The 26,329-nt window shown below is 73.0% G+C and carries 28 protein-coding genes and 1 pseudogene; 18 read left to right on the forward strand and 11 right to left on the reverse strand.

Going from position 1 to position 26,329, the window contains the following annotated elements; translation table 11 throughout:
* Positions 1-78 precede the first annotated feature (78 nt).
* The 3 genes from ACLBX8_RS19570 (at position 79) to ACLBX8_RS19580 (ending at position 1,519) form a co-directional block, all read left to right on the forward strand.
* Entirely contained in the window at positions 79-369 is a 291-nt protein-coding gene (locus tag ACLBX8_RS19570; RefSeq protein ID WP_170863009.1) for a hypothetical protein, read from the forward strand.
* 48 nt (positions 370-417) lie between these two features.
* Positions 418-678 (forward strand): hypothetical protein, encoded by a 261-nt coding sequence (locus ACLBX8_RS19575; RefSeq protein WP_020093792.1) that lies wholly within the window; start codon positions 418-420, stop codon positions 676-678.
* A 70-nt stretch (positions 679-748) separates the two neighbouring features.
* A complete protein-coding gene (locus ACLBX8_RS19580; protein WP_447700005.1) occupies positions 749-1,519 on the forward strand; it encodes a lytic transglycosylase domain-containing protein in 771 nt (256 codons plus the stop codon).
* Between the two features lie 6 nt (positions 1,520-1,525).
* On the opposite strand, the pseudogene ACLBX8_RS19585 reads toward ACLBX8_RS19580, so the two are convergent.
* The 9 genes and pseudogenes from ACLBX8_RS19585 to ACLBX8_RS19625 form a co-directional block, all read right to left on the reverse strand.
* A pseudogene (locus ACLBX8_RS19585) lies at positions 1,526-2,193 on the reverse strand (SOS response-associated peptidase).
* Positions 2,194-2,307: 114 nt separating this feature from the next.
* Positions 2,308-3,483, reverse strand: a complete 1,176-nt coding sequence (locus ACLBX8_RS19590) for a zinc-dependent alcohol dehydrogenase (RefSeq protein ID WP_056523740.1) — start codon at positions 3,481-3,483, stop codon at positions 2,308-2,310.
* A 186-nt stretch (positions 3,484-3,669) separates the two neighbouring features.
* On the reverse strand, positions 3,670-4,911 hold the full coding sequence (locus ACLBX8_RS19595) for a cytochrome P450 (protein WP_447715630.1): 1,242 nt from the start codon (positions 4,909-4,911) through the stop codon (positions 3,670-3,672).
* Positions 4,904-6,229: an NAD(P)/FAD-dependent oxidoreductase gene (locus ACLBX8_RS19600; protein ID WP_447715631.1), complete on the reverse strand. Its 1,326-nt coding sequence runs from the start codon at positions 6,227-6,229 to the stop codon at positions 4,904-4,906. The genes ACLBX8_RS19595 and ACLBX8_RS19600 overlap by 8 nt, the downstream gene beginning before the upstream one ends.
* Positions 6,226-6,462: a ferredoxin gene (locus tag ACLBX8_RS19605; protein ID WP_020093786.1), complete on the reverse strand. Its 237-nt coding sequence runs from the start codon at positions 6,460-6,462 to the stop codon at positions 6,226-6,228. Before ACLBX8_RS19605 ends, ACLBX8_RS19600 begins: the two co-directional genes overlap by 4 nt.
* Positions 6,462-7,778, reverse strand: coding sequence for a glycosyltransferase (locus tag ACLBX8_RS19610; protein WP_447715632.1), 1,317 nt, complete (start codon positions 7,776-7,778; stop codon positions 6,462-6,464). Before ACLBX8_RS19610 ends, ACLBX8_RS19605 begins: the two co-directional genes overlap by 1 nt.
* A 303-nt stretch (positions 7,779-8,081) precedes the next feature.
* Complete coding sequence (locus tag ACLBX8_RS19615) at positions 8,082-8,714, reverse strand: TPM domain-containing protein (protein WP_447715633.1); 633 nt, start codon at positions 8,712-8,714, stop codon at positions 8,082-8,084.
* The gene (locus ACLBX8_RS19620; RefSeq protein ID WP_447715634.1) at positions 8,704-9,528 is read right to left on the reverse strand and encodes a TPM domain-containing protein; all 825 of its coding nucleotides are present in this window, start codon (positions 9,526-9,528) and stop codon (positions 8,704-8,706) included. Before ACLBX8_RS19620 ends, ACLBX8_RS19615 begins: the two co-directional genes overlap by 11 nt.
* Before the next feature lie 10 nt (positions 9,529-9,538).
* Positions 9,539-10,162, reverse strand: a complete 624-nt coding sequence (locus ACLBX8_RS19625; RefSeq protein ID WP_376738905.1) for a LemA family protein — start codon at positions 10,160-10,162, stop codon at positions 9,539-9,541.
* A 230-nt stretch (positions 10,163-10,392) separates the two neighbouring features.
* On the opposite strand from ACLBX8_RS19625, the gene ACLBX8_RS19630 reads away from it, so the two are divergent.
* The 7 genes from ACLBX8_RS19630 (at position 10,393) to ACLBX8_RS19660 (ending at position 16,664) form a co-directional block, all read left to right on the forward strand.
* Positions 10,393-10,767 carry a hypothetical protein gene (locus ACLBX8_RS19630; protein ID WP_020093781.1) on the forward strand — a complete coding sequence of 125 codons (375 nt, stop codon included), beginning with the start codon at positions 10,393-10,395 and terminating at the stop codon, positions 10,765-10,767.
* A gap of 25 nt (positions 10,768-10,792) precedes the next feature.
* Positions 10,793-11,713 (forward strand): LysR substrate-binding domain-containing protein, encoded by a 921-nt coding sequence (locus tag ACLBX8_RS19635; protein ID WP_056523758.1) that lies wholly within the window; start codon positions 10,793-10,795, stop codon positions 11,711-11,713.
* Between the two features lie 100 nt (positions 11,714-11,813).
* Entirely contained in the window at positions 11,814-13,007 is a 1,194-nt protein-coding gene (locus ACLBX8_RS19640; protein WP_447715635.1) for a CaiB/BaiF CoA transferase family protein, read from the forward strand.
* Entirely contained in the window at positions 13,004-13,930 is a 927-nt protein-coding gene (locus ACLBX8_RS19645) for a hydroxymethylglutaryl-CoA lyase (protein WP_447699999.1), read from the forward strand. The genes ACLBX8_RS19640 and ACLBX8_RS19645 overlap by 4 nt, the downstream gene beginning before the upstream one ends.
* 223 nt (positions 13,931-14,153) lie before the next feature.
* Positions 14,154-15,482, forward strand: coding sequence for an MFS transporter (locus ACLBX8_RS19650; RefSeq protein ID WP_447715636.1), 1,329 nt, complete (start codon positions 14,154-14,156; stop codon positions 15,480-15,482).
* Positions 15,483-16,001: 519 nt separating this feature from the next.
* Positions 16,002-16,409, forward strand: coding sequence for a MucR family transcriptional regulator (locus ACLBX8_RS19655; RefSeq protein ID WP_020093775.1), 408 nt, complete (start codon positions 16,002-16,004; stop codon positions 16,407-16,409).
* A 3-nt stretch (positions 16,410-16,412) separates the two neighbouring features.
* Positions 16,413-16,664 carry a hypothetical protein gene (locus ACLBX8_RS19660; protein WP_100252747.1) on the forward strand — a complete coding sequence of 84 codons (252 nt, stop codon included), beginning with the start codon at positions 16,413-16,415 and terminating at the stop codon, positions 16,662-16,664.
* Positions 16,665-16,753: 89 nt separating this feature from the next.
* On the opposite strand, the gene ACLBX8_RS19665 is transcribed toward ACLBX8_RS19660, so the two are convergent.
* Positions 16,754-18,382 carry an inorganic phosphate transporter gene (locus ACLBX8_RS19665; protein ID WP_447715637.1) on the reverse strand — a complete coding sequence of 543 codons (1,629 nt, stop codon included), beginning with the start codon at positions 18,380-18,382 and terminating at the stop codon, positions 16,754-16,756.
* Between the two features lie 221 nt (positions 18,383-18,603).
* On the opposite strand from ACLBX8_RS19665, the gene ACLBX8_RS19670 reads away from it, so the two are divergent.
* The 7 genes from ACLBX8_RS19670 (at position 18,604) to phnE (ACLBX8_RS19700) (ending at position 24,849) form a co-directional block, all read left to right on the forward strand.
* Positions 18,604-19,752, forward strand: coding sequence for a ceramide glucosyltransferase (locus ACLBX8_RS19670; RefSeq protein WP_447699996.1), 1,149 nt, complete (start codon positions 18,604-18,606; stop codon positions 19,750-19,752).
* A 25-nt stretch (positions 19,753-19,777) separates the two neighbouring features.
* Complete coding sequence (locus tag ACLBX8_RS19675; RefSeq protein ID WP_447699995.1) at positions 19,778-20,464, forward strand: DUF1045 domain-containing protein; 687 nt, start codon at positions 19,778-19,780, stop codon at positions 20,462-20,464.
* Positions 20,457-21,077, forward strand: coding sequence for a chloramphenicol acetyltransferase (locus ACLBX8_RS19680; RefSeq protein ID WP_091681758.1), 621 nt, complete (start codon positions 20,457-20,459; stop codon positions 21,075-21,077). The genes ACLBX8_RS19675 and ACLBX8_RS19680 overlap by 8 nt, the downstream gene beginning before the upstream one ends.
* 114 nt (positions 21,078-21,191) lie before the next feature.
* A complete protein-coding gene (gene phnC, locus ACLBX8_RS19685; RefSeq protein ID WP_447715638.1) occupies positions 21,192-22,040 on the forward strand; it encodes a phosphonate ABC transporter ATP-binding protein in 849 nt (282 codons plus the stop codon).
* Positions 22,041-22,158: 118 nt separating this feature from the next.
* On the forward strand, positions 22,159-23,088 hold the full coding sequence (gene phnD / locus ACLBX8_RS19690; protein WP_026605019.1) for a phosphonate ABC transporter substrate-binding protein: 930 nt from the start codon (positions 22,159-22,161) through the stop codon (positions 23,086-23,088).
* A gap of 16 nt (positions 23,089-23,104) precedes the next feature.
* Positions 23,105-23,986, forward strand: a complete 882-nt coding sequence (gene phnE / locus ACLBX8_RS19695; protein WP_103985860.1) for a phosphonate ABC transporter, permease protein PhnE — start codon at positions 23,105-23,107, stop codon at positions 23,984-23,986.
* On the forward strand, positions 23,983-24,849 hold the full coding sequence (phnE, locus tag ACLBX8_RS19700; protein WP_020093766.1) for a phosphonate ABC transporter, permease protein PhnE: 867 nt from the start codon (positions 23,983-23,985) through the stop codon (positions 24,847-24,849). The genes phnE (ACLBX8_RS19695) and phnE (ACLBX8_RS19700) overlap by 4 nt, the downstream gene beginning before the upstream one ends.
* Positions 24,850-25,023: 174 nt before the next feature.
* On the opposite strand, the gene phnF is transcribed toward phnE (ACLBX8_RS19700), so the two are convergent.
* Positions 25,024-25,767, reverse strand: coding sequence for a phosphonate metabolism transcriptional regulator PhnF (phnF, locus tag ACLBX8_RS19705; RefSeq protein ID WP_447682591.1), 744 nt, complete (start codon positions 25,765-25,767; stop codon positions 25,024-25,026).
* A gap of 79 nt (positions 25,768-25,846) precedes the next feature.
* Here phnF and phnG point away from each other — a divergent pair, with 79 nt between their 5' ends.
* Positions 25,847-26,329, forward strand: coding sequence for a phosphonate C-P lyase system protein PhnG (phnG, locus tag ACLBX8_RS19710; protein ID WP_091980051.1), 483 nt, complete (start codon positions 25,847-25,849; stop codon positions 26,327-26,329).

Below are 26,329 nucleotides of genomic sequence, written 5' to 3' on the forward strand. Positions count from 1 at the left end.
CGTCTCCGAGCGGCGTGAAAACGCGGTTAACGTCGGGTATAGCTGGCTCCGGAGTCGCCCGCTCGGAGAGGAATCCGCATGTCGCGTTCGAGGGTTCCGGAGGCGCAGAGCCGCCCCGACGGGACGGGGGTGATCCCGTCCCACGACACGGCGATCCTGGGATCGGGCGCCGTCGGCGCGGGGGCGATCGGGGCGTCGGCCCTGGGTGCGCTGGCCCTCGGGGCCGCGGCCCTCGGCGTCGTGGCGGTCGGCGCCTTCGCGATCGGCCGCCTCTCGGTGGGCCGCGCCCGGGTCGGCACCCTGGAGGTCGGTTCGCTGGAGATCGACACGCTCACGGTGCGGTCGGTGCGGATGCCGGACCGCGACTGAGCCGCGGCGCCGGGGACCGGCGTCGGGAGGAATGCGAGGAGGGGAGCGATGACCGATCGGAAACCGCCCTTCCGGCCCGCGGACGCGGTCGACGCCCTCGGCGAGGTCGAGGGCGATTTCGTCCTGCCGCTCTGCCTGCCCGGATCCAACCTGCTGATCGGCGAGGACCTCGCCATGCTGGTCCTCGACACGATCCACGGGCAGCGGGTCGGGCTGCCGCTGAGCCAGCAGGGCGCGGCCGACCTCCACGCGGTCCTGGGCGAGGCCCTGCGGCTGCTGCAGGCGCGGGACCGCGGCCCCATCCAGTAGGGCGCGCCGGCGAAAGGCTTCGTTGAGGCGGCCGGGATAGACAGGTCCCGGTTCCTCTCCGTGGCGGCCGATGCGCGCTCCGTTGCTTCTCCTGCTGCTGACCTGCGCCGCCCCCGCGCAGGCCCGGCCCGCCACCTTCCTGACGGTGCACGCCGTCGGCATGGCCTCGCTGCCGCCGGTCCCGCCCGCGCCTGCGGCCGTGCCCGCGCCCGCACCGGTCGCCGCCGACGCCCGCGCCCGCTACTTGCCGCTCATCGCCCGCGAGGCCGCCGGCACCGGCCTGCCCCTCGCGGTGGCCGACGCCGTCGCGCGGATCGAGAGCGGCTACGATCCCACCGTCGTCGGCAGCGTCGGCGAGGTCGGTCTGATGCAGGTCCGCCCGACCACCGCGGCGATGCTCGGCTTCCGCGGCACCGTCGCCGAGCTGGCCTCGCCGGAGATCAACGTCCGCTACGGCGTCCGCTACCTCGCCGAGGCGTGGCGCCGGGCCGACGGGGACCTCTGCCGCGCCCTGATGAAGTACCGGGCCGGCCACGGTTCGGAGGCGATGTCGCCGCTGTCGCAGCTCTACTGCGCCCGCGCCCAGGCGATCCTCGGCAACCCGGAGGCGCGCGTCGTCCGGGCGAGCGCCCGCGCGGCCGCGCCGGACCGCCTCGCCGCGCGGCCGGCGGGCCCCGTCCACCGGACCCGCGTCGCCGCCGTCCCGGCGAAGCCGATGTCGTTCTGGGAGGCGCACCGGGCGCGCATCGCCCGGCTCAACGCCGCCGTGGTGTCGCGCTGGCGGGCCCGCGGCTGGTCGGCCGCGCCCGACGGGTCCTCCGGCGAGCCGGCCGGCGGCTAGCGCCCCTCACGCCTCGGCTTCGGCCTCCGGCCCGTCCGAGCGCGCGCCGCGGGCGACCTCGGCATCGCCGTGTCCGGGAGCGGCCGCTGGAGCCGGAGCGCCTCCGCGGTCGGCGCCTCCAGCCACAACGCCCATTCCTCCGGCTTCGTGAGCAGGACCGGCATGGCCTTGGGATGGACCGGCCCGACGACGCCGTTCGCCTCGGTGGTCAGGAAGGCGAAGAGCCGGTGCTCCGCGGCGACCCGGTCGGGGTTCTCGCGCTTCGTGCCGCGCACGCCGGTCCAGGGCCGCCAGATCCCCGCGAAGGCGAAGAGCGGCCGGTCCGCGTCCAGGGCGAACCAGACGGGCGTCTTGCGCGGCTTGGTGTCGGCGTACTCGCTGAAGGCGGTGACCGGCACGAGGCAGCGGTGGGCGACGCCGAGCCAGGGCCGCCAGTGCGGGCTCGCGGCGTTGCGCACGTTGGTGATCGGGTGCTCGCCGAACGCCTTCGGGCCGGGCATGCCCCAGCGCATCATCGCGAGGTCGCGGCCGGTCGCGCCGTTCAGGACCACAGGCGCCAGCTGGTCGGGAAAGATAGCCGGCAACAGCGGGAGGTTTCCGGTGCGATCCTCCGCGATCTCGAAGGCCCTGCGCAGGTCCGCCGGGCCGGTTCGCAGGCTGTAGAGATTGCACATGGACACCCCGCGTGGTCGGTGAGCGCGTTGCCGGCTCTACACGCTTTCGGGACGCCGCGCCCAGCCCGGCGGAGAGGGGCGTCCCGGCCGATCGCCGACCGGGACGCCGCCGCCTCAGTTCAGGTGGAACACCACCTTCACGCAGCCGTCCTTCTTGTCGCGGAAGGTCTTGTAGAGGTCCGGGCCCTCCGCGAGATCCTGCGAGCGGTGGGTGATCAGGGAGGTCATGTCGATCTTGCCCTCTTGGATCAGCTTGGTCAGCGGCTCGAGGTAGCGCTTCACGTGCGTCTGGCCGCTCTTGAGGGTCAGGCCCTTCTGGACGATCGAGCCCATGTTGACCGGGATCGGCCCGCCGTAGACGCCCGGCACCGAGACGATCCCGCAGGGACGGACCGCCTTGATGGCCTCGGCCAGCGCGTAGGGGCGCTCGGTGGCGGTGAGCTTCTCCTGCACCGTCGACAGCATGCCGGTGAGGCCGCCGTGGCCGGCGCTCGCCTCCATGCCGACGCAGTCGATCACACCGTCGGCGCCCTGGCCCTTGGTGATCTCCTTGATCCGCTCGAACACGTCCTCGTTCATGAAGTCGATGACGTCGGTGGCACCGGCCTTCTTGGCCAGGGCGATCCGCTCGGGCACGGTCTCGATGGCGATGATCCGCTCGGCCCCCATGATCTTCGCGGACTGGATCGCGAAGATGCCGACCGGGCCGGTGCCCCAGACCGCGATCGTCTCGCCGCCCCGGATCTCGCAGTGCTCGGCGCCCTGCCAGCCGGTCGGCAGGATGTCGGTGAGGAACAGGACGGATTCGTCGTCCATGCCGTCTGGCACCTTCATCGGGGCGACGTCCGCCATGGGCACGCGCACGTACTCGGCCTGGCCGCCCGCGTAGCCGCCGGTGAGGTGCGAGTAGCCGAACAGGCCGGCCGTCGTGTAGCCGAACTGCGCGGCCGCCATCTCGGCGTTGCGGTTCGACCGCTCGCAGACCGAGAAGTTGCCGAGCTTGCACTGCCGGCATGCACCGCAATTGATGTTGAAGGGCACCACGATCCGGTCGCCCTTCTTGAACTTGGTGAAGCCCTGTCCGACCTCGACGACCTCGCCCATGAATTCGTGGCCGAGGACGTCGCCGCTCTTCATGGTCGGCATCAGGCCGTCCATCAGGTGCAGGTCCGAGCCGCAGATCGCGCAGCTCGTCACCTTGATGATGACGTCGCGGGAATCCTCGATGACCGGATCCGGGACCGTGTCGCAGCGGATGTCGTTGCGGCCGTGCCAGCACAATGCCTTCATGGCGTCGTCTCTCCGGAAGCTCTCGGGATTGCGGCCGTCTCGGCCGCTCTCCCGTAAAGCCCGCCTCGGCACGGCCAAGTTCCGGCGTCGCCGTCCGGGCGACCGCGGGCGAAGGGGTTTACGAATGTTTCACGTGAAACAGCCCCGTTCACCGTCGCTTTACGACTCGCGCCGGCCCGGTCCGGATCAGGCGATCCCGTCGATGCTGATGCCGAGCTGCTCGGGCCCCCGGAGCGACGCGCCCGGCCGGTAGGGCGGCGGATCGACCGCGAGCCGCGGGGCGACGAGGCGGCGGCTCAGCGCCACCAGGGCGATCTCGGCCTCGAGCCGCGCCAGGGGCGCGCCGACACAGTAGTGCAGGCCACCGCCGAAGCCGAAATGCTCGATGTCGCCCCGGTCGGGATCGAAGCGGTCGGGATCCGCGAACCGGTCGGGATCGCGGTTCGCGGCGGCGAACATCAGGATGACGGGGGCCCCCTTGGGGATCATCTCGCCGGCCACCGCGATCGCGCCGAGAGCCTTGCGGGTCCGGAAGTGCACCGGCGGCTCGTAGCGCAGGACCTCCTCGATCAGCCGCGGCGCGCGCTCCGGATCGGCCCGGAGCCGCTCCAGCTCCTCGGGGTGCCGGAGCAGGGTCAGCATGGCGTTGGTGATGAGGTTCACGGTGGTCTCGTGACCGGCGACCAGCAGCAGGACCGCCGTCGACAGGAGGTCGAAGTCGCTCATCTGCTTCCGGCCGTCCGGACCGGGGGCGGCGAGGCCGCTCAGCATGTCGTCGGCCGGGCGCCGCCGCTTCTCGCGGATGAGATCGCGCATGTAGGCGGCGATCTCGTCGAAGGCGCCGACGATCTGGCGCCGGGTCGCGTCGTCGTGGCGCGCGTCCGGCTCGACGGCCGTGGCGAGTTGCGTCGCCCAGGCCTGGAACCGCGGCTCGTCCTCGCGCGGCACGCCGAGCAGCTCGCAGATCACCGTCACCGGCAGCGGGTAGGAGAGGTCGCTCACGAGACAGACCTCCCGCCGGTCCCGGCAGGCGTCGATCAGGCCGTCCACCTCCCGGGCGATCCGCGGCCGCAGCGCCTGAACCCGCGCGATCGAGAATTCCCGCATCACCAGGCTGCGCAGCCGGTCGTGGTCCGGCGGATCGCGGAAGATGAACGGGCGGTGCGTGGCGCTGATGCGGTTCTTGATCGGGTTGAGGATCAGGTCCTTGAGCGGGTTGCCGGTGCGGGGCCGCCGGGGCGGCGGCAGATCCTCGGAGCTGAGCCGCGGGTCAAAAAGCAGGCTGCGGATCGCCGCGTGCGTGGAGACGACGTAGCTGCCGTCGCGCTGGCGGGAGACCGGCTGCTGCCGCATCCGTCGATAGAGCGGGTACGGGTCGGCCCGGTTGGCCGGATCCATTACCGCGGCGAACAGCGCGTCGTCAGACATGGACGGTCTCGGCGGAAGGCCGCGCCGGGGCGGCTCGGTGCGGCGGCGGGAAGCCCGGTGCCGCCATCTCGACGCGCGGCCGGTCGGTGGCGTCGGTGATCGGCGGGAACGGGTCGCCGGCCGTGATCGCCTCCGCGTAGGCCGGCAGCCAGCGGGCCTGATCGAACGAGACGGCCGCGATGCTGCGCCCGGCGCGGCCGTAGACGGCGAGGAAGCGCCGGGAGGCCCGTGAACCCTGCACCACCGCCACGGAATCGGCGCCGTCGGGGAGGCCGACCAGCTTGATGTTGATCCCGAACTGGCTCGACCAGAAGGCCGGCAGGTGGCCGTAGGGGCGCTGGTCGTCGGGCCCGGCCAGCATGTTGCGCGCGGCGTGGGCGGCCTGCTCGACGGCGTTGCCCCAGTGCTCCACGGCGATCAGGCGATTGCCGTAGAGCGGGATCGGCCACCGGGCGACGTCGCCCGCGGCGTAGATGTCCGGGCAGGGCACCCCGTCGGCGTCGAGGGCCCGGCAGGCCGCGTCGCAGGTCACGCCGCCGGCATCCGCGCGCAGGCCCGCGCCCCGCAGCCAGCCCGTCGCCCGGGTCGCCCCAAGGGCGGCGATGACGAGGTTGGTCTCGACGGTGCTGCCGTCCGCCAGCCGGGCCCGGGCGACGTGCCCCGCCGCGTCGCCCTCGAACGCCCGCACCATCGTGCCGGGGCGGAACGTGGCGCCGGATTCGCGCAAACGCTCGGCGATCACGCCGCCGACGAAGGTCCCGAGACCCCGGGCCAGGGGCGCGGCGTTCGGGTCGACCAGGGTCACGGGCAGGCCGAGGTCGCGCAGGCAGGAGGCCGCCTCGCAGCCGATCAGGCCGCCGCCGACGATGAGCACCTGCCGCGGGCGCGCCAGCAGGGCGTCCCGCAGGGCGGCCGCGTCGTCGCGCCCGCGCAGGGTGAAGATGCCGGCGAGCCCGCCGCCGGTCTCGGCCGGCCAGGGCCGGGCCTCGGCGCCGGTGGCGATGAGCAGGGCCTCGTAGGCCAGCGCCGACCCGTCGGCGAGCCGGAGCGTGCGGGCTACCCGGTCGAGGGCGACGGCTGGGCTCCCGAGACGCCAGCGGGCGCGCAGATCCGCCAGCTCCGGCAGTCGGGTCGCGTCGGCGGCGAGCTCGCCGGCGAGCACGTGCTTCGACAGGGGCGGGCGGTCGTAGGGCCGGTACGGCTCGGCGCCGACCAGTGTGAGCGGGCCGTCGTACCCGCCCCGCCGCAGCGCCTCGGCGCCGCGCAGGCCGGCGAGGGAGGCGCCGACCACGACGATGCCGGCGGGTTCGGCAGTCACGGCGCGTCTCCGTCGTCCGGGCCGGCCTGGAGGCTGATGGCGCGGACCGGGCAGGCCTGCACGGCCCGCTCGATGGCGCCGCGGCGGTCGGCCGGCGGCGCGGGATCGTAGAACAGGATCTCGTGGCCGCGGATCGCGAAGGCGTCCGGCGCGGCGTAGCAGCACTGGGCGTAGCCCTGGCAGCGGTTGAGATCCACGACGACCCGGAGCGCCGCGGTGTCGGAGGCCGGCATCACGCCGACCTCGCCAGCCGGCGCGCGGTCCCGGCATCGGTCCCGGCGCGCGCGAGATCGTCCAGAGCCGTCAGGATCGACGCCATGGCGTCCCGGGCCGCGAAGGCGTCCCGCAGCGCCCCGGCGCGCGCCCGGAAGTCGGGCTCGCCGAGCACCCGCGCCACCGCGGCGCCGACCGCCTCCGGGGCCGGCGCGTTGGTCCCGAGGTTGATCCCGACGCCGGACCAGCCGATGCGCGCGTTCACCTCCGCCTTGTCCTCGGTCAGGCCGGCCGACACGATCGGCACGCCGGCGGCGAGCGCCTGCGAGACGCTGCCGTAGCCGCCGTTGGTCACCAGCACGCTCACCCGCGGCAGCAATTCGCGGAACGGCAGGAAGCACGACACCCGGGCGTTGGCCGGAACCGGAACCTTCAGCGCGTCCACCGGGCGGCCGCCGGTGGTGGCCAGGACCAGCAGATCGTCCCGGTCGGCCAGGGCGGTCAGTGTCGGCTCGACCAGCTCGCCGAAATCCGCGTTGGCCAGCGTGCCCTGGGTGACCAGCACGACGGGCCGACCCGCCGCGTTTGCCGCCTCCAGATCGGGCCACCAGTCCGGGAGCGGCGCGGGCGGCGTCGGCGGATCGAGCAGGCCGATGAAGCGCAGGCCGGGCGGCAGGGTGCCGTACTCGTACTCGAAGCCCGGCACGGTCGGCTGCAGGAACAGGTCCGGCAGGACCACGATCGAGTGGGGCAGGGACGCCGGCAGGGGCGGCAGGCCGTGCGCGGCGAGCTTCGCGTCCGTGTAGGCCCGCACCGGGTTGACGAAGGCCGCGTCCATGCCGGCCTTCAGGGTGGCGTAGCGGACGAGGTCGTCCCGGTCGCGGGCCGGCGGCAGGCCGAGGCCCACGGGCGCGTGGTCGGGCCGGTCGAGGAACAGGATGCTGACGTTGACGGTCACGATCGGCGGCCGCGGCGCGCTGTCGAGCAGCAGCGGCAGCGCGCCCAGGAACATGCTGCCGGCCAGGATCACGTCGGGCGCCTCGGCCGCGATCAGCGCCCGCAGGGCGGCGGCCTGGACCGGCATCGGATCCACGAACCGGCGCTCGAACTCGCGGCGGTAGCGCTCCGGGCCGGCCGGCAGCTCGGTCTCGCGGTACTCGGCCGCGTGGTTGTCCGCGTAGGGCGTGAAGCGCAGGCCCGCCGCCTCGACCTTCGGCCGGAAGGCCGGGTCGGTGAGCACGAGGACGTCGTCCCCCCGGGCCGCCACCTTCCGACCGATGGCGAGGAGCGGGTTCACGTGGCCGGTGAGCGGCGTCGCGGCGATCAGGATCTTCATCACGGCCTCCTCGAGCGCCGCCGGTCGGGCCGGCGTCGCTCCTGCTCGGGTGCCGGCGCCTTCACGCGCGGGTGCCCCGTGGCCCCCGGCGCGCCGGACTCACAGGGGAAATCGCGGCCGGTCCAGCGCAGTTACACAACCCCAAGGTGCTTGGTGCGGCGCCGCACCATGGCATCCGGTTGAAGTCCGACGCAATATCGGAGTGTCACAGGCCACAGCGATCGTGCGGCCTGCCGGATTTGGGCGCGTCCACCGTTCGAATGACGCGTCACCGGCGCCCGACCGCGACGGCCGGCGGCGCCGTCAGTCGACCACGACGACCCGGTTCGGCAGCTCGTCGGGATCGCCCGGGCCCGCGGGGAGATGCTCCGCCAGGCAGGCCCCGACGCGCGCGACCGCCGCCGTCAGGCCGTCCTCGATGGCGCCGCGCCCGAGCGCCGGTATCAGCTCGGCGAGGATCCCGTCCCAGGCGGAGGGCGGGATCTCCCGCAGGACGCCGAGATCGGTGACGATCTCGGCGTGCCGCTCGGCGAGCGACAGGTAGAGCAGGATGCCGGTGCGCCGGCGCGTCAGGCTCAGGCCGCGCGACCAGAAGGCTCGCCGGGCCGCCTCCCGGGCGCGGGCGCGGCGCAGGCGGCGCGGCACCAGGGCCATGCGCAGCCGCTCGTTCTGGCTCGCCGCGAGGATCGCCGCCACGAGGGCCGCCTGCGCCAGCAGGATCGACGCGGCGCTCCAGGCGGTCAGGGCGATCAGCGGCCAGGGCAGGACCATCGCCGCGACGAGGGCGGTGAGCAGCACGATCGAGCGGTAGGCGCCGGCGCGCCGGCTCACCATCACGACGATCTCGCCGGAGGTCCCGGCCTCCGCGCGCCCGACCGCCTGGGCGAGCCGATCCCGCGCTTCCGGAGTCAGGACAGCCGCGCGTCTACCAGTCACCGGAGGCCCCTCCGCCGCCCGACGAGCCGCCGCCGCCGGAAAATTCACCGTCGAAACCGCCCGAGGAGCCGCCCGACCCGCCGTCCGAGAAGCCGCCGCCCCACCCGCCCGAGCCGGGCCCCGGCAGGATGACGAGGCCGCCGGGTCCCGACCGGCCGCCCCGGCTCATGCGCCACGCGACGAACACCACGATCAGGAGCAGGACGACGAAGACCGCCACCTGGGCGGGATCGACCTCGTCGGACCGCACCTGCGGCTTGCGCTGCCAGTCCTGCGCGTCGCCGGCCAGGATCGACAGGATGCCGTCGACGCCGGCGTCGAGGCCGCCGAAATAGTCGCCGGTCTTGAAGCGCGGCGTGATGGCGCCGGCGATGATCACCTTGGACAGGGCGTCGGTCAGCGCCCCCTCCAGGCCGTAGCCGACCTCGATCCGGACCTTCCGCTCGCTCGGCGCCACCAGCAGCAGGACGCCGTTGTTGGTCTTGGCCTGCCCGAGCTTCCAGTCCCGGAACAGGCGGTTGGCGTAGTCCTCGACGGTCGTGCCCTGCAGGTTCGGCACCGTGGCGACGACCACTTGGTCCGATGTCTTGTCCTCGTGCGCCTTCAGCTTGGCCTCGAGGGTGCCGCGCTGCTCCGGCGTCAGGATGCCGGCCGCGTCGACCACGCGGCCGGTCAGCGCCGGGAAAGTCAGCTCGGCCGCCAGCGCCCCGAGCGCGAAGACCGTCAGGCAGGCAGCCAGGACGGCGAGCGACAGGGCGAGCCGCACCCGGTCGGGCATGGCCCGGCTCGAGGTCCGGCCCACGGTCCGGCCCATATACGCCACCCTAGAACTTCACGTTCGGCGGCCGGTCGGCGTTCGGCGTGGCCGTGAAGGTCTCCATCGGCTTGGCGTCGGGGTAAAGCACGGCCGCGATCCAGCGGCCCGGGATCGTGCGCACCTCGGTGTTGTAGGCCTGGACCGCCGTGATGTAGTCGCGCCGCGCCACCGCGATGCGGTTCTCGGTGCCCTCCAGCTGGGATTGCAGGGCGAGGAAGTTCTGGTTCGACTTGAGGTCGGGATACCGCTCCACCGTCACCAAGAGACGTCCGAGCGCGCCCGAGAGCTGGTTCTGGGCGTCCTGGTACTCCTTGAACTTCTGCGGATCGCTGACCGTGGAGGCGTCGACCTTCACGCTGGACGCCTTGGCGCGCGCCTCGGTGACGCCGATCAGCACGTCCTTCTCCTGCTGCGCGTAGCCCTTCACGGTCTCGACGAGGTTGGGGATCAGGTCGGCCCGCCGCTGGTACTGGTTCTGCACCTCGCTCCACGCGGATTTGGCCTGCTCCTGCAGCGTCGGCACCCGGTTCACCGCCCCGCAGCCGGAGAGACCCGCGGCCACCAGGATCACCGAGAGCACGCCGAGGAGGCGCGCCGCGGGCGATGTCCGGCGCACCGCGCCGGCCGTCAGCGTCGTTCCCATATCGTCCCCCATCTGCCGGCCGAGACTCGGCCGCTTGATCACGAGCCCGAGAGATAAGGGCCGGAACCGCCAAGGTAAGGCCCTCGCCCGACGGGTCTTGAAGGTTTGTGGCGCGGCCCGCTAAGGGCGTCGGCAACGGACCGGGCCGGCGCACGTTCGGACCCTCGAGCCGATGGTCCGGCCGAGGACCGATCGGCGCGGCGCCGCGGAGGCCGGGAATGGATGCAGCACTCGCCGACGATGTCAGGGCCGCCAGCGCCGACGCGCGGCGCCACGCCCGGGCGTACCGGGCGCCGTCCGGCAAGGACGCGCTGCCCTGGTCGGTCATCGCGACGTTCGACGCCCGGGTCCGGGGCCACCTCGCCCGCGACCCGCGGATCGAGGACGAGCGCGACCGCGTCCTGATCGCCGCCGTGAAGCTCGCCGAGACACCGGTCGAGGAGGGGGACGAGAGCGTCGCCGCGGCGCGCGCCCACCTCGTCGACGCGATCGACTACCTGGAGCAGGCTGTGCTGCGCTTCGGCCTCGTCAACCGGGAGGGGGCCAAGGCCGGACTCGGTACCTACGGCCAGCCGGTCGGATCGCGCGACTGAGGGCGCCCCCGGACCGAGCCGCCCGATGTCCGCCGACCTGCCCGCGGCCGCGACCCTGAGCCGCCTCGACCTGAAGACGCTCCGGCTGTTCGCGGCCATCTGCGCGGAGGGGACCCTGAACGGCGCGGCCCGCCGGGCGGCGATCGCGCCCTCGGCGGTGAGCAAGCGCCTCGCCGAGCTGGAGCACGCGCTGGGCTGCACCCTGCTCACCCGCGAGCCGCGCGGCATGCGGCTCACCCCGGCGGGCGAGACCCTGCTGCACCACACCCGGCGGATGCTGGCGAGCGCCGAGCAGATCGCCCTGGAACTCGCCGAGCACGCCCGGGGCGTGCGCGGCTTCGTGCGGGTGCTCGCCAACCTCTCGGCCATCGTGGAGTTCCTGCCCGAGGACCTGCAGGCCTTCCTGGCGGCGCAGGACGGGATCCGGGTGGACCTGGAGGAGCGGCCGAGCGGCGGCGTCGTCGCCGGCGTCGAGGAGGGCTTCGCCGATCTCGGCCTCTGCGCGGACAACACCGACACCCGCAGCCTCACCGCCTACCCGTACCGGAGCGACCGCCTCGTCCTGGTGATGCCGGCCGGGCATCCCTTGAGCGGACGCGGCGCCGTCGCGCTGGCCGACACCCTCGACTACGACCATGTCGGGCTGCACGCGGAGAGTTCGATCTACGCCGCCCTGCGCGACGAGGCCCGGCGCCTCGGCCGGCCGCTGCGGCTGCGGATGCACGTCCCGAGCTTCGACGCGATCTGCCGCATGGCGCAGGTCGGGCTCGGCCTCGGGACCGTGCCGGAGCGCGTCTACGCCCTGCTCGGGCCGCCGATGCGGCTCGCCGCGGTGCCGCTCACCGATCCCTGGGCCGTGCGCACGCTGCGCCTCGTGGTCCGCCCGGGCGCCCTGTCGCCGGCGGCCGCCCTCCTGCTGGAGCATCTCCGGGCCGCCGGTCGCTGAGCGTGCGTTCTCCTGCGGCGAACGCACGGTGGTGCATGGCGTTTGGACTTGGCCACCGGAAGAGCCCTATCTCCTGGGCAACAAACGATGGAGGAAAGCCGTGTCCGGTCCGCTCAGCGGTATCCGCGTTCTCGAGCTCGGTCAGCTGATCGCCGCGCCCTTCGCGACGCGGCTGATGGCCGAGTTCGGCGCCGAGGTCATCAAGGTCGAGCCCCCGGGTGAGGGCGATCCCCTCCGGAAGTGGCGCAAGATGCACGAGGGCACCTCGCTCTGGTGGTACCTGCAGTCGCGCAACAAGAAGTCGATCGCCGTCAATCTGAAGGCGCCCGAGGGGCTCGACATCGTCAAGCAGCTCGCCGCGAGCGCCGACGTGGTGGTCGAGAACTTCCGTCCCGGCGGCCTGGAGAAGCTCGGCCTCGGCTGGGACGTGCTCTCCGCCCTCAACCCGAAGCTCGTGATGGTGCGGATCTCCGGCTACGGCCAGACCGGCCCCTACCGCGACCGGCCCGGCTTTGGCGCCATCGGCGAGTCGATGGGCGGCATCCGCTTCACCACCGGCAGCCCGGAGGCCCCGCCGGCCCGGGTCGGCGTCAGCATCGGCGACACCCTGGCCTCGCTCCACGGCGTCATCGGCGCGCTGATGGCCCTGCTGCGGGTCAAGACCGGGCAGGGCGCCGGCCAGGTCATCGACGTCTCGCTCGTCGAGAGCGTGTTCAACGTCATGGAGAGCCTCGTCCCGGAATACGACCTGCTGGGCGAGGTCCGCACCCGCACCGGCGGCGCCCTGCCGGGCATCACCCCGTCGAACACCTACCCGACGCGGGACGGCGGCTACGTGGTCATCGCCGGCAACAGCGACCCGATCTTCCGCCGCCTGATGACGGCGATCGGCCGGCCCGACCTCGCGGACGACCCGGCGCTGCGCAACAACGAGGGCCGCTCCAGGCAATCCGCCATGCTGGACGGCACCATCGCCGACTGGTCGAGGACGCAGACGGTCGAGGAGGCGCTCGCCGCCCTCGACGCCGCCGACGTGCCGGCCGGCCGCATCTACTCGGTGGCCGACATCGTGGCCGACCCGCATTATCAGGCGCGCGACATGATCCTGCAGGCGGAGCTGCCCGGCGGGACCGCGGTGAAGATGCCCGGCATCGTCCCGAAGCTCTCCGACACGCCCGGCGAGGTCCGCTGGCAGGGGCCGGCCCTCGGCGCCCACACCGATTCCGTGCTCGCCGAGCTCGGTCTCGACCCGGCGCGCATCGCCGCGCTGCGCGAGAAGGGAGCCGTGGCATGAGCGGCGACGCGCTGATCGTCCAGGAGGTCGCGACCCGCGACGGCTTCCAGATCGAACCGGTCTTCGTGCCGACCGCGGAGAAGATCTGCCTGATCGACGCTCTGGCCGAGGCCGGCTTCAGCCGGATCGAGGTCTCGTCCTTCGTCTCTCCGAAGGCGGTGCCGGCGCTCGCCGACGCGGCCGAGGTCTTCTCCGGGATCCGGCGCCGGCCCGGGACCGTCTACGTCGCCCTGGTGCCGAACCCGAAGGGCGCCGAGCGGGCGCTCGCCGCCAGGGTCGACGAGATCAACCTCGTCGCCTCGGTGAGCGAGACCCACAACCGCGCCAACATGGGCATGAGCCCGGCCGACTCGATCGCCGGCTTCGCGCGGATCATGGATTCGGTGCGCGGCGCCCCGCTCAGCACCAACGCCACGGTGGCGACCGCCTTCGGCTGCCCGTTCGAGGGCGACCAGCCGGCCGACAGGGTCGTCGCGCAGGTGGAGCGCTACCTGTCGCTGGGCGTCGACGGGGTGACGCTGGCCGACACGACCGGCATGGCCAATCCCCGGCAGGTGAGCCGCCTCGTCGCGCGGGTCCTGCCCCTGGTCGGTCCCGGGCGCCTGACGCTCCACTTCCACAACACGCGCGGCCTCGGCCTCGCCAACGTGCTGGCGGCCTACGACGCGGGCGCCCGGCGCTTCGACGCCGCGCTCGGCGGCCTGGGCGGCTGCCCGTTCGCGCCCGGTGCCACCGGCAACATCTGCACCGAGGATCTCGTCAGCATGGCCCACGAGATGGGCCTGCCGACAGGCCTCGACCTCCCGGCGCTGATCGGCCTGTCGCGGGACCTGCCGCGCCTCGTCGGCCACGACGTGCCCGGCCAGGTCGCCAAGGCCGGACGGCCCTGCGACCTGCATCCGGCCCCCGCCCGGGCGGCCTGAGCCGGAGACGGGGAGGGGCGGGCTCACAATGGCCCGCCCCACGCGTTGGACGCGACGCGCTCCCTCTCCCGCACGGGAGAGGGGACCCGCGCCTCGTCCGGCGAAGGCGGCGTCGCCGTCGTGTGCCGTGAGCTGCGCCCGAACCTGACTTCGCGGGAAGCCGCCCGACCGAAGGCGGCACCGCCCACGACACGTCCCTCAAGAACACACCACGGAGGAAACCATGACCGCAGCCCTGTCCGGGTCGCCGGCCGCCGCCGAGGCCGGCGCGGTGACGGAGACCGGCGTCGTCCGCAAGGTCGCGTGGCGGCTCATGCCGCTGATCATGATCTGCTACATGTTCGCGTTCTTCGACCGCATCAACATCAGTTTCGCCAAGTTCCAGCTCCAGAGCGACCTCGGCTTCAGCAACGTCGCCTACGGGCTCGGCGCGAGCATGTTCGTCGTCGGCTACGTGATCTTCGAGGTGCCCTCGAACCTGTTCCTCTACCGGGTCGGGGCGCGGCGCTGGATCGCCCGGATCATGATCTCCTGGGGCATCGCCACCGCGCTGATGATCTTCATCCGCAGCGAGTGGCACTTCTACGCCCTGCGCTTCCTGATCGGCGCCATGGAGGCGGGCTTCGCGCCGGGCATCCTCTATTACCTGACCATCTGGTTCCCGGCCTCGCATCGCGGCCGCATCACCTCGTTCATGTTCGTGGCCTCGGCCTTCTCGGGGATCTTCGGGGCGCCGGTGGCGGGCCTGATCCTCGGCGGCCTCAACGGCGTCGGCGGCCTCGCCGGCTGGCAATGGCTGTTCCTGGCCGGCGGCCTGCCCTGCCTCGTGCTCGGCCTGCTCGTGCTGGCGCGCCTCGACGACCGGATCGCCGACGCGACGTGGCTCTCCGAGCCCGATAAGGCGCTCCTGTCGAGTCGGATCGCCCACCACAACCGGGACATCGGCGACCACTCGCTGCTCGGGGCGATCCGCCAGCCGGGCTTCCTGATGATCGGGCTGATCTACTTCCTCCTGCAGGTCGGCTCCTACGGGCTGAACTTCTGGGGACCGGACCTGATCAAGACCGCGAGCGGCGGGCAGGCGGCCTCGGTGGGCTTCCTCACGGCGATCCCCTACGTCTGCGGCGCGATCAGCATGGTGGTGATCGGGCGCCTGTCCGACGCCTCGGGCGAGCGGCCGAAATTCGTCGCCGGCCTCGCCATCGCGGCGGCGCTCGGCTTCTTCGGCGCCGGCCTGTTCGACAAGCATATCGTGCCGCTGATGTTCGCCCTGGCGCTCCTAGGCGCCGGCATCGTGGCGTCGATCCCGACCTTCTGGACGCTGCCGGCCAAGCTCGTCACCGGCGTCGGCGCGGCGGGCGGGATCGCGCTGATCAACACCCTCGGGCAGTTCGGCGGCATCGTCAGCCCGGTGATGGTCGGCTGGGTGAAGGACCTGACCGGCTCGACGACGCCCGCGCTCTACGGCATCGGAGTGCTCTGCCTCGTGGCCGCCGGGCTCGCGCTCTTCGCCATGCCGGCGAGCCTGCGCCGCAGCGACCGCGCGGTGTGAGGCGGCCCGCCGCCCCGGTCGCGCCGGGGCGGTGCATCGCGGCTGGCCGGCGCGGGCCGGCCGTTCCGGACCGTCGGGCCGCGACCGGCCCCGGAGCGGGGGGAGACGGGCGTGGCCGCACGCCGCGCGGGCGGGATCGGTCAGGCGCGCGACCGCCGCGACCGAGCGGTCCCGGATCGGCGCCGGGGGCCCCCGAGGTTGCGCGCCGCCGGGATCGGCCGATGCCGATATCCGGTTCAGACGCCGATCTCAGCGACCGAAATCAGTGAACGTATCAGTAACCATGGCGGGAATGCCGCCGGTTGCGCGGTGGAGCAAAAAACCTCGCGCTGCCGGACAAACCGCCGGCAGCTCATATTGTATATTATCTGCAACCTCAAGAAACGGAGTGAAATCAACTTGAGGTAGAAATCCCTCGGCTGGCCCGTCGCCTCGGTTTCGTCCCGCAAAGCCCGCGCGAGCGGGCCCACCGGAGACGGAGCGCGCGGATCGGGACGCCCTTGAACAGCGATGTCTCAGATGGACCACCTCACCGACCACCGTTCAACCTTCATGCTGGAGAAGGTCGGCGCGATCGTCGCGGCCTACGTCTCGCGCAACGCGATCGAGGTCACGGCACTGCCGGCGCTGATCGACCAAGTGCACACGGCGATCGCGGTGCTCCGCTGCGCGCCGTCGGAGTTCGGCGGGGTCGGGCTGAGCCAGTCGCAGGTCGATGCCTCGATCCAGCAGGACGGCCTGATCAGCTTCATCGACGGCCGGTCGTACCAGACCCTGAAGCGCCACCTCACCGCGCACGGCCTCACCCCCGAGCGGTACCGGGCGAAGTACGGCCTGCCGGCCGACTACCCGATGGTGGCCCCGGGCTACGCCGCGCGGCGCTCGGAGATCGCCCGGGCGATCCAGCTCGGCCACAAGGCGGCCTGAGCGATGGCGCCCGACGCTTCCGCGGATCCGGCCCGGGACCGCGCGCCGTCCCCGGGGGCGGCGCGCACGAGCGACGCCCTGAGCCGCATCGCCGGCATCCTCGACGTGCCGGTGGCGAGCTTCTACCCGGATGCCGACCGGCCCGACGCGGCCATGACCCAGGCGGCCGACCTCGTCTCGGCCTTCGTGGCGATCGACAGTCCGGCGGCGCGCCGGACCTGCCTGGCCTTCGTGCGGGCGATGGCGAGTTCCTGAAGCGCCGGGGCGCGCTGCGGGAGGCCGGAGACCGGGTCGCTTCGTCGGCGGGCGGAGCACGGTCTCCGGCCCGTCCGGCCGGACCCGCGTCAGAACAGGTGGCGCAGGAGGTAGAACAGAGCGGCCGCGAGGGTGATCGCCGCCGGCAGGGTCAGGATCCAGGCGAGCGCCATGTTGCGCACCGTGGACATCTGGAGGCCCGAGCCATTGGCCGCCATCGTGCCGGCGACGCCCGACGACAGGATGTGGGTGGTCGAGACCGGCAGGCCGTAGAGCTCGGCCAGCCCGATCGTGCCGGCGGCGACGATCTCGGCCGACGCGCCCTGCGCGTAGGTCAGGTGGGTCTTGCCGATCTTCTCGCCCACCGTGACGACGATGCGCTTCCATCCGACCATGGTGCCGAGACCCAGCGCCAGGGCGACGCAGACCTTGACCCAGCCCGGGATGTAGCGCGTGCCGTCGTTGAGCAGGCCCGCGTAGCGCTTCAGGTCGGCCTTGTCGGCCTCCGAGAAGTCCGCCCCGGCGCCCGGCAGGACGCGCACCGCGTCGGCGGCGAGGTACATGTCGCTGCGCAGGTTCTGGGTCTGGGCGGCCGGCACCGTGCGGATCGCGCCGTAATTCTTCACGCTGGCGGCGATGTCGTTCGAGAGCGCCGCCAGCGCCGCGTAGACGGGCGGCGTATTCAGCGCCTTGGTCTTGAGCGCCTCCGTCACGGTCCGGCGCGCGGCGGCGGCGTCCGGAACCGCCGCGCCGGGGGCGCGGGCGGAGAACACCGCGCTCGCCGCCGTCGAGGCCTGCACGAAGGCGGGCGTCGTGTCGTCCGCCATGGTGCGGTTGAGCGCGTAGGCGGTGGGCGCGGCGCCGATCAGGATCAGCATGATCAGGCCCATGCCCTTCTGCCCGTCATTGCCGCCGTGGAAGAACGAGACCAGCGTGCAGGTGAGGATCAGCAGGCCGCGGATCCAGAGGGGCGGGGGCGCCTCGCCCGCGGGCGCCTCGTAGAGGTCCCTGCGGCGGACCGTGACCTTCAGGGCGAGCAGCAGCAGCGCCGCGAGCACGAAGCCGCAGACCGGGGAGAACAGCAGCGCCTTGAAGACGTTGAGCGCCTGGGTCCAGTCGACGCCCGCGGTGCCGTCGCCGCCGTTCATCAGCTGGTTGGCGAGGCCGACGCCGAGCACCGAGCCGATCAGCGCGTGGGACGACGAGTTCGGCAGCCCGAACGCCCAGGTCCCGAGGTTCCAGATGATGGCCGCCAGCAGCAGCGCGAAGATCATCGCGTAGCCCGCGTGCGAGCCGACGTTGAGGATCAGCTCGACCGGCAGCAGCGTGACGATCGCGTAGGCCACCGCGCCCGAGGACAGCATCACGCCGAGGAAGTTGAACACGCCCGACCAGATCACCGCGACGAGCGGCGGCATCGAGTGGGTGTAGATCACCGTGGCGACCGCGTTGGCCGTGTCGTGGAAGCCGTTCACGAACTCGAAGGCGAGGGCGATCAGCAGGGCGAGGCCGAGCAGCGCGAAGGCGCCGTAGGCCAGGGGCGCCTCCCCGACCGCGTTCATGTCCGCGACGAGGCTCACCACCGCGTAGCCCAGGCCCGCCACGAGGACGAGCAGGAACGCGACCACCCCGCCGAGATGCATCCCGTGGTCGAGGCGCGGGCCGCCCGCCTTCCGGTCTCCCACCGCCCCCGACGGCATCACGGCGGTATCGGACATGAACCCTCGCGCGGAATCTTTCGTGGTGAGCGGGGATTAAAACCGCGCGGTGACGGTTGGGTGACGGCCCGCGACGCCGCGCGTCGGCGAGCGTGTCCGAGAGCGTGTCCGAGATCGTGTCCGAGATCGTGTCCGAGAGCGTCGGGCGGCGCTGTCACACGCCTGACGCGGTCCGGCCGCTAGCGGACCGGACCGCTCGCCCGATCGCACGAGGGATCCGCATGATTGACGCCACGGTGCCGGCCCTGTCCCTCGGCGCGCTCCTGGCCGTCGTCCAGATCGGCAGCATCGCCGTCGCGGCCCGGCGCCTCGGCCGGGACCACGGCCCGTCGCGGTTCCCGGACGGCGCGCCCGTCTCCCTGGTCCGCCCCCTGCGCGGGGTCGAGGCCTACAGCGAGGAGATGCTCCTCCGCAGCTTCTGCCTCGACTACCCGTCCTACGAGCTGATCTTCTGCGTGGCCGACCCGGCCGACCCGATCGTCCCGATGGTGGAGCGCCTGATCGAGGCCCACCCGCACGTGCCGGCCCGCCTGATCCTCGGCGACGAGCGCGTCAGCGCGAACCCGAAGCTCAACAACTGCCTGCGCGGCTGGCGCGCCGCCGCTCACGACTGGGTGGTGCTCGCCGATTCCAACGTCGCCATGCCGCCGGACTACCTCCAGCGGCTCCAGGCGGCGTGGCGCGCCGATACCGGCCTCGTCTGCTCCACCCCGGCCGGCGCCCGCCCGGGCAGCTTCATGGCGGAGGTGGAGTGCGCCTTCCTGAACACCCTACAGGCGCGCTGGCAATACGCCGCCGAGGCGTTCGGGCTGGGCTTCGCGCAGGGCAAGAGCATGCTCTGGCACAAGCCCTTCCTGGAGGCGCAGGGCGGCCTCCAGGCACTGGCGGCCGAGATCGCCGAGGACGCGGCCGCCACCAAGCTCGTGCGCGCCGCGGGCAAGCGGGTCCACCTCGTGGCGAGCCCGTTCGAGCAGCCGCTCGGCCCGCGCGGCTTCCGGGAGGTCTGGTCGCGGCAGCTGCGCTGGGCGCGCCTGCGCCGCGTGACCTTCCCGCTGTTCTTCGCCCCCGAGATCGGCAGCGGCGTCCTGCTGCCGGCGCTCCTCGTCGCCCTCTGGGCCGGAAGCCTCGCGGGCCTCGCGGGCGCTGCCGGCCTCGCCGCCCTGTGCTATGCCGCCGAGCACCGGCTCGCGGCCCGCGCGGGCTGGCACCGCTCGCCCCGCACGCTGGCGGCCTTCCTGGCGCGCGACGCCCTGATCCCGGCGATCTGGGTCGGCGCCTGGATGCGGAGCGCCATCGTGTGGCGGGGCAATGCCATGGAGGTGCGCCCCCGGCGGGCCGCCGACGCGCGCACCTACGCGCCGACGGCCTGACCGCCCGGCGATCGGAGGCCCTGACGTGTCGCGCCGCTACGCCCTCTACTGGCTGCCCGCCCCGGATTCGCGCCTCGAAGCCTTCGGCCGCGCGATCCTCGGCACCGACAACGTCACCGGGCTGCCGGTGCCGCACCCGGAGAGGCTCGGTGATCTCGCTGCGGTCACGGCGGGCGCGCGGGTCTACGGGTTCCACGCCACCCTCAAGGCGCCGCTGCGCCTCGCCCCGGGCACCGGGGAGGCCGACCTCGTGGCCGCCGCCCGCGCCCTCGCGGCCGCGCACCCGCCGGTGGCGGTGGGGCCGCTCCGGGTCGCCGCCCTCGGGCCGTTCCTCGCCCTGGTACCGGAGGGCCCGCCGCCGGAACTCGGGCTCCTCGCCGCCGAGTGCGTCGCCGCCCTCGACCCGTTCCGGGCGCCGCTCACGGAGGCCGAGCGCGCCAAGCGCCGGCCGGAGCGCCTCGACCCGCGCGGCCGCGCGCTCCTCGACCGCTGGGGCTACCCCTACGTGTTCGAGGCCTTCCGCTTCCACATGACCCTGACCGACGCCCTGCCGGAGGCGGAGCGCGACCTCTGGCACCGGCGCCTGTCCGAGGCCTACGCCGCCGCGGGACCGGAGCCCCTGCGGATCGACGCCGTCAGCCTCCTGACCCAGGACGGGTCGGGGCCGTTCCGGCTCCTGGCGCGCCTGCCCTTCGGAGAGACCCGTGGTTGACCGCCCCCTCGGCCTCGAACCCGCCCTCGATCCGAGCGCCCGGGTCGTCGACAGCCGCCTCGGCCGCTACACCGAGGTCGGCGCCCGCACCCGCCTCACCGAGACGACCCTCGACGACTATTCCTACATCGGTGAGGACGGCGAGGTGATCTACACCGCGATCGGCAAGTTCTGCTCGATCGCCGCCAGCGTGCGGATCAATCCCGGCAACCACCCGATGGAGCGGGCGTCGCAGGCGCACTTCACCTACCGGGCGCGCGCCTACTGGCCGGAGGAATCGGACGAGCCCGCCTTCTTCGACCGGCGCCGGGCGAGCCCGGTGGCGATCGGCCACGATGTCTGGATCGGCCACGGCGCGGTCGTCCTGCCCGGGCGCACGATCGGCACCGGCGCGGTGGTGGGGGCGGGCGCCATCGTCACCCGCGACGTCGAGCCCTACACGATCGTCGTCGGCAATCCCGCCCGGCCGGTCCGGCGCCGCTTCCCCGAGGTGGTCGCGGACCGTCTGACCCGCCTGGCGTGGTGGGACTGGGACCATGAGCGCCTGCGCCGGGCGCTGCCGGATTTCCGCGGGCTGCCCATCGAAGCATTCCTGGAGCGCCACGAAGATTAAGTCGGCTATCGAAAAGCCGAGATGCTGCGCCGGCAAATATAATCGTCCCGAATACGTCATCCAATCGTCGTCAAACCGGCGTCTACGTGCGGCCGTTCCCCGGCGGATGGTGGCATGCTGGTTATCGAGGATCTCACGCGCCAGTACGGCGACCGACGCGCCGTCGACGGCGTGTCGCTCCGGATCGAGCCCGGCAGCTTCGTCGGGGTGATCGGCCGGTCCGGTGCCGGCAAGTCGACGCTGCTGCGCCTCATCAACCGGCTGGCGGATCCGAGCTCGGGACGCATCCTCCACGACGGCCGCGAGGTCACCACCCTGCGCGGCCGCCCGCTGCGCGAGTGGCGCACCCGCTGCGCCATGATCTTCCAGCAATTCAACCTCGTCGGCCGGCTCGACGTCATGACCAACGTGCTGATGGGACGCCTCAGCCACGTGCCGACCCACCGCGCCCTGCTCCGGCAATGGTCCGCCGAGGACCGCGCCATGGCCCTCGCCGCCCTGGAGAGCTTCGACATGGGCGAGTTCGCCGGCCAGCGGGCCGACGGCCTGTCGGGCGGCCAGCAGCAGCGCGTCGCCATCGCCCGCGCCCTCGTGCAGGAACCCGAGATCCTGCTCGCCGACGAGCCGGTTGCCTCGCTCGACCCGCGCAACACGCGGCTCGTGATGGACGCGCTCGCCGACGTGAACCGGCGCTACGGCATCACGGTGCTGTGCAACCTGCACTCCCTCGACCTCGCCCGCGCCTACTGCGATCGCCTCGTCGGCCTCGCGGCCGGGCGGGTCGTGTTCGAGGGCGGCCCCTTCGACCTCACCGAGGACGTGGCGCGCCGGCTCTACGGCCTGGAGGCCGGAGAAGTGCTGGACGATTCCGCGCAGCGCGAGGCGGAGCAGCGGGCCGCGATGCCGGGCCGGCCCGGTCACGTACCGGTCCGCCCGGTCCGCGAGGCCGCCCTCGGCGCCTGATCCGGACCCCGGGCCCCAACGAACACCGCCAGAGCGCACCGCCAAAGTGCACCGTCTTGGAAACGCCCGACCGGCCTCCGGCCGGCCGAACCTCGCCGACGCCACGAAGGACGACCCGATGATCACCCGACGCACCCTCGCCGCCGCCGCCGCGGCCCTCGCCCTCCTCGGCCTGCCGGCCGCCGCCCAGGACTGGAAGGCGCAGTATCCGGAGCTGACGCTCGGCGTGATCCCGGCCGAGAACGCCTCGGGCACCGCCGACCGCTGGGCGCCGCTCACCGCCTACCTGACCAAGACGCTCGGCGTGCCGGTGAAGCTGCGGGTGGCGAGCGACTACGCCGCCGTGATCGAGGGCCAGCGCGCCGGCAACATCCAGATCGCGTGGTACGGGCCGGCCTCGTTCGCGCGGGCCGTGATGACCGGCGTCAAGATCGAGCCGATCGTCAACCAGAAGCACGAGACCGGCGCCTCGGGCTACTATTCGGTGGTCTACGTGCTGGCCTCCAGCCCCTACAAGACCGTCGAGGATCTCAAGGGCAAGAACCTCGCGCTGGTCGATCCGAACTCCACCTCCGGTAACCAGGCGCCGCGCTTCTTCCTGAAGCGGGCCGGCTACGACGTCGAGAAGTTCTTCGGCAAGACCTTCTACGCGGGCAGCCACGAGAACGCCGTCCTGGCGCTCACCCAGGGCACGGCCGACGCCGCCGCCAACCTGTGGAACTCCGAGACCGACACGATGGTCACCCGCATGGCCGCCAAGGGCATGCTCAAGAAGCCCGACGGCACGCCGATGCAGCAGTCGGACTTCCGGGTCGTGTTCAAGTCCGACTTCCTGCCGGAGGGGCCCTTCGCCGTGCTGGCGAGCCTGCCGGACGACCTGAAGGCCAAGATCCGCGACGCCTTCGTGGCCCTGCCGAAGGCCGACAAGGCCGCGTTCGACCGGCTCTCCGACGGCAAGGACCAGGATCTCACGCCGGTGACCCTCAAGGATTACCAGCCGATCATCGACATGCTGCGGTTCAACGACGAGCAGCGTCGGAAGTCCTGATCCGGAGCCGCCTGCCTTGCGCGGTCTGACACCCCTGTCGCCGGAGCGGGCAGCCGCCCTCTCCGGCCTCTACGCCGCGGCGACCGGCGAGGCCCGCCGCCGCACGCTGGCGGGCTTCGCCCTGGTGGCGGCGCTCGCCGTGGTCGCCGGCCTGATCGCCGAGGTGCGGCCGCTGGTCTTCGCCGAGAACATCGGCAAGTTCACCGCCTACATCCAGCAGATCCTGCCGCCGATCAGCCTCGAGCACCCGCTCGAGGACGTCCGCGCCTGGTACTGGGGCCTGCCCAGATGGCTGGGCCTGCTGGGCGAGACCCTGCTCATGGCCTATCTCGGGACGCTGCTCGGGGGGCTGGCGGGCTTCGCCCTCAGCTTCGTGGCCGCCGCCAACCTCGTGCGGTCGCGCGTGCTGCGCGTCGGCGCCAAGCGCCTCCTGGAACTGTGCCGCACCGTCCCCGAGGTCGTGTTCGCGCTGATCTTCGTCATCGCCTTCGGCCTCGGCCCGATGGTGGGCGTGCTCGCCATCGCGATCCACACCACGGGCGCGCTGGGCAAGCTGTTCTCCGAGGTGGTCGAGAACATCGACATGCGGCCCGTCGAGGGCCTGTCGGCCTCGGGCGCGACCTGGGTCCAGACGGTGCGCTTCGCGGTCCTGCCGCAGGTGCTGTCGAACTTCGCCTCCTACGCGCTGCTGCGCTTCGAGATCAACGTGCGCGGCGCCGGGGTGATGGGCTTCGTCGGCGCCGGCGGCATCGGCCAGGAATTCCTCGTGGCGATCCGCAATTTCTACTACGCGGACGTGAGCGCGATCCTCGTGCTGATCATCCTGACCGTCTTCTGCATCGACCTCGTCACCGAGCGGGTCCGCCACCGCCTGATCGGCGCGGAGCACGCCCGATGAGCGCGCGTCCCGAGACCCTGCGGGCGGCGGCCCGGGCCGACCTCGGCCGCCTGCGCGCGCGCTACCCAGCGCAGTTCCGCACCGACTGGCCGGGGCGGGCGCGGCTCGCCGCCCTGCTCGTCGTCCTGGTGGGGCTCGCGGCGCTCGGCTACTGGCGCCTCGACTTCTCGGTGGCGCGGATCCTCCACGGGCTCGGGCGGCTCGGCACCTTCGCGGTGCTGATGCTGCCGCCATCGCCGGAGGGCCAGTTCTGGACCTTCCTGCACGCGCTGGGCGAGACCCTCGGCATCGCCTTCCTGGGCACGCTGACGGCCGCGATCCTCGCCTTCCCGGTGGCGTTCCTGGCGGCGCGGAACGTCGTGCCCAACCCGTTCGCGCGGTTCGCGGTCCGCCGCGGCCTCGACGTGATGCGCTCGGTCGACGTGCTGATCTGGGCGCTGATCTGGATCAACGTCGTCGGCCTGGGCCCGTTCGCCGGGGCGCTCGCGATCGCGTGCTCGGATTTCGGGGCGCTCGGCAAGCTGTTCTCGGAGGCGATCGAGACCTGCGACAAGCGGGCCGGCGAGGGCGTCGTCGCTTCGGGCGGCTCGGCGCTCCACCGCATCCGCTTCGGGCTGATCCCGGGGGTGCTGCCGGTGCTGGCGAGCCAGGTCCTCTACTTCTTCGAGTCGAACACCCGCTCGGCGACGATCATCGGCATCGTCGGCGCGGGCGGGATCGGCCAGTACCTCACCGAGCTGATCCGCGTGCTGGAGCTGCAGCAGGTCGCCTTCCTGGTGCTGATGATCCTCGTGACCGTGGCGGCGATCGACTGGGTCTCGACCCGCCTGCGCCGGGCGATCATCGGGCCGGCGGCGCGCTGAGGGAGGCCTCGGCTTTCCGGCATCACGTGCGGAGCGCAACGACCCAGGGTCGCTCTGCCCCGGCTCGCTTCGCTCCGCTCGCGAGGACGGAGTGCCGAGGCCGTCGCGCGGACATCGCGCGGACATCGCGCGGAGGTCGCGCGGAGGTCGCGCGGAGGTCGCGCGGACATCGCATCACCCGCCGATCACCAGCTCCACGCGGTCGGCGGCGAACAGGGTGCGGTTCGCCTGGATCGGCACGCCGGCGGGATCGATGTTGACGCTCGACACCACCATCACGACCCGCCCCGGCGCGATGTCGAGGCGCTGCGCCTCCGCGGGATCCGCGGGGCGGGCCCGGATCCGCGTCGAGAGCCGGGTGTAGTCGTGGACGCCGCAGGTCGCGAAGGCCCGGGTGATCGAGCCGCGCGCCGCGTAGGCCTCGGCGAAACCCGCGAAGCGCGGCAGCGGCAGCCAGGTCAGCGCCGTCGAGAGCGGCGCGCCGTCCGCCCGGTGGACCGTCAGCAACTCCAGGATCGGCGCGCCGGGGGCGAGGGCCAGGGACGCCGCCTGCTCGGTCCCGGCCTGGACCGTGGTCGCCGCGACGAGGTCGCCCCAGGCCTCGCGCCCGGCCCCGGCGACGATCTCGGAGAAGCGCGTGCGCGGCCCGATCGGGTAGGCGAGCGGCGCCTCCTCCACGAAGGTGCCCCGGCCCTGGCTGGCGCGCACGAGCCCGCCCTCGGCCAGCGCCGCGAGGGCGCGCCGCACCGTGTGCCGGTTCACCGCGAACCGCGTCGCCAGGGCGGCCTCGGCGGGGAGCTGCTGTCCCGGCGCGTAGCGTCCCGCCGCGATCTCGGCCGTCAGCGCGTCGGCGATCTGCCGCCACGCCGTCAGCCCCTCGCCCCGGACGAGGGCGGCCGCCTGCTCCTGCGCATCCATCCTGTCATCCAAACTTCATTTGTGCGGCGCACGCCAGTTGTCTATACACCTAGACAACCGAGCGACGAAGGGATTCGCGATGACGACGACCCCGAGACATCCGGGATCCGAGGGCGAGACCGCGGCGCGCCAAGCGGTCATGGCCCTGTGTGCCGAGGCGAGCCGCGCGGATCTCGAGGCGGCCCTCGAGGCGGCCGTGTCGGGCCTCGAAGCGCCCGCGGCCGCGGACCTGCGTCCGCCCGAGACCGGTCTCGTGATGGCGTCGGGCCGGATCGGCGGCGACGGTCGCCCGTTCAATCTCGGCGAGGTCAGCGTGACCCGGGCCGCCATCCGCCTCGCGGACGGTCCGGCGGGCTTCGCCTACCATCTCGGCCGCGACCGCGCGAAGGCGCGGCTCGCCGCGATCCTCGACGCCCTCTGGCAGGATCCCGTCCGGCGCGCCCGGGTCGAGGCCGCCCTGGAGCCCGCCGCCCGGCGGCTCGCGGCCTCTCGGGATCGGGCCGCCCGGCGCACGGCCGCCACCCGGGTCGACTTCCTGACCCTCGCCCGCGGAGAGGATTGA

The sequence above is a fragment of the Methylobacterium sp. D48H genome (assembly GCF_053345715.1).

Bases quoted from the DNA above. Each gene is read 5' to 3' on its own strand.
- ACLBX8_RS19655 (WP_020093775.1), top strand. From the start codon at position 16,002: ATGGACCACCTCACCGACCACCGTTCAACCTTCATGCTGGAGAAGGTC.
- ACLBX8_RS19665 (WP_447715637.1), bottom strand. From the start codon at position 18,382: ATGTCCGATACCGCCGTGATGCCGTCGGGGGCGGTGGGAGACCGGAAG.
- ACLBX8_RS19660 (WP_100252747.1), top strand. From the start codon at position 16,413: ATGGCGCCCGACGCTTCCGCGGATCCGGCCCGGGACCGCGCGCCGTCC.
- phnC (WP_447715638.1), top strand. From the start codon at position 21,192: ATGCTGGTTATCGAGGATCTCACGCGCCAGTACGGCGACCGACGCGCC.
- ACLBX8_RS19575 (WP_020093792.1), top strand. From the start codon at position 418: ATGACCGATCGGAAACCGCCCTTCCGGCCCGCGGACGCGGTCGACGCC.
- ACLBX8_RS19580 (WP_447700005.1), top strand. From the start codon at position 749: ATGCGCGCTCCGTTGCTTCTCCTGCTGCTGACCTGCGCCGCCCCCGCG.
- phnE (WP_020093766.1), top strand. From the start codon at position 23,983: ATGAGCGCGCGTCCCGAGACCCTGCGGGCGGCGGCCCGGGCCGACCTC.
- ACLBX8_RS19650 (WP_447715636.1), top strand. From the start codon at position 14,154: ATGACCGCAGCCCTGTCCGGGTCGCCGGCCGCCGCCGAGGCCGGCGCG.
- ACLBX8_RS19595 (WP_447715630.1), bottom strand. From the start codon at position 4,911: ATGTCTGACGACGCGCTGTTCGCCGCGGTAATGGATCCGGCCAACCGG.
- ACLBX8_RS19630 (WP_020093781.1), top strand. From the start codon at position 10,393: ATGGATGCAGCACTCGCCGACGATGTCAGGGCCGCCAGCGCCGACGCG.
- ACLBX8_RS19645 (WP_447699999.1), top strand. From the start codon at position 13,004: ATGAGCGGCGACGCGCTGATCGTCCAGGAGGTCGCGACCCGCGACGGC.
- ACLBX8_RS19620 (WP_447715634.1), bottom strand. From the start codon at position 9,528: ATGGGCCGGACCGTGGGCCGGACCTCGAGCCGGGCCATGCCCGACCGG.
- ACLBX8_RS19590 (WP_056523740.1), bottom strand. From the start codon at position 3,483: ATGAAGGCATTGTGCTGGCACGGCCGCAACGACATCCGCTGCGACACG.
- ACLBX8_RS19670 (WP_447699996.1), top strand. From the start codon at position 18,604: ATGATTGACGCCACGGTGCCGGCCCTGTCCCTCGGCGCGCTCCTGGCC.
- phnG (WP_091980051.1), top strand. From the start codon at position 25,847: ATGACGACGACCCCGAGACATCCGGGATCCGAGGGCGAGACCGCGGCG.
- ACLBX8_RS19570 (WP_170863009.1), top strand. From the start codon at position 79: ATGTCGCGTTCGAGGGTTCCGGAGGCGCAGAGCCGCCCCGACGGGACG.
- phnF (WP_447682591.1), bottom strand. From the start codon at position 25,767: ATGGATGCGCAGGAGCAGGCGGCCGCCCTCGTCCGGGGCGAGGGGCTG.
- ACLBX8_RS19635 (WP_056523758.1), top strand. From the start codon at position 10,793: ATGTCCGCCGACCTGCCCGCGGCCGCGACCCTGAGCCGCCTCGACCTG.
- phnD (WP_026605019.1), top strand. From the start codon at position 22,159: ATGATCACCCGACGCACCCTCGCCGCCGCCGCCGCGGCCCTCGCCCTC.
- ACLBX8_RS19605 (WP_020093786.1), bottom strand. From the start codon at position 6,462: ATGCCGGCCTCCGACACCGCGGCGCTCCGGGTCGTCGTGGATCTCAAC.
- ACLBX8_RS19610 (WP_447715632.1), bottom strand. From the start codon at position 7,778: ATGAAGATCCTGATCGCCGCGACGCCGCTCACCGGCCACGTGAACCCG.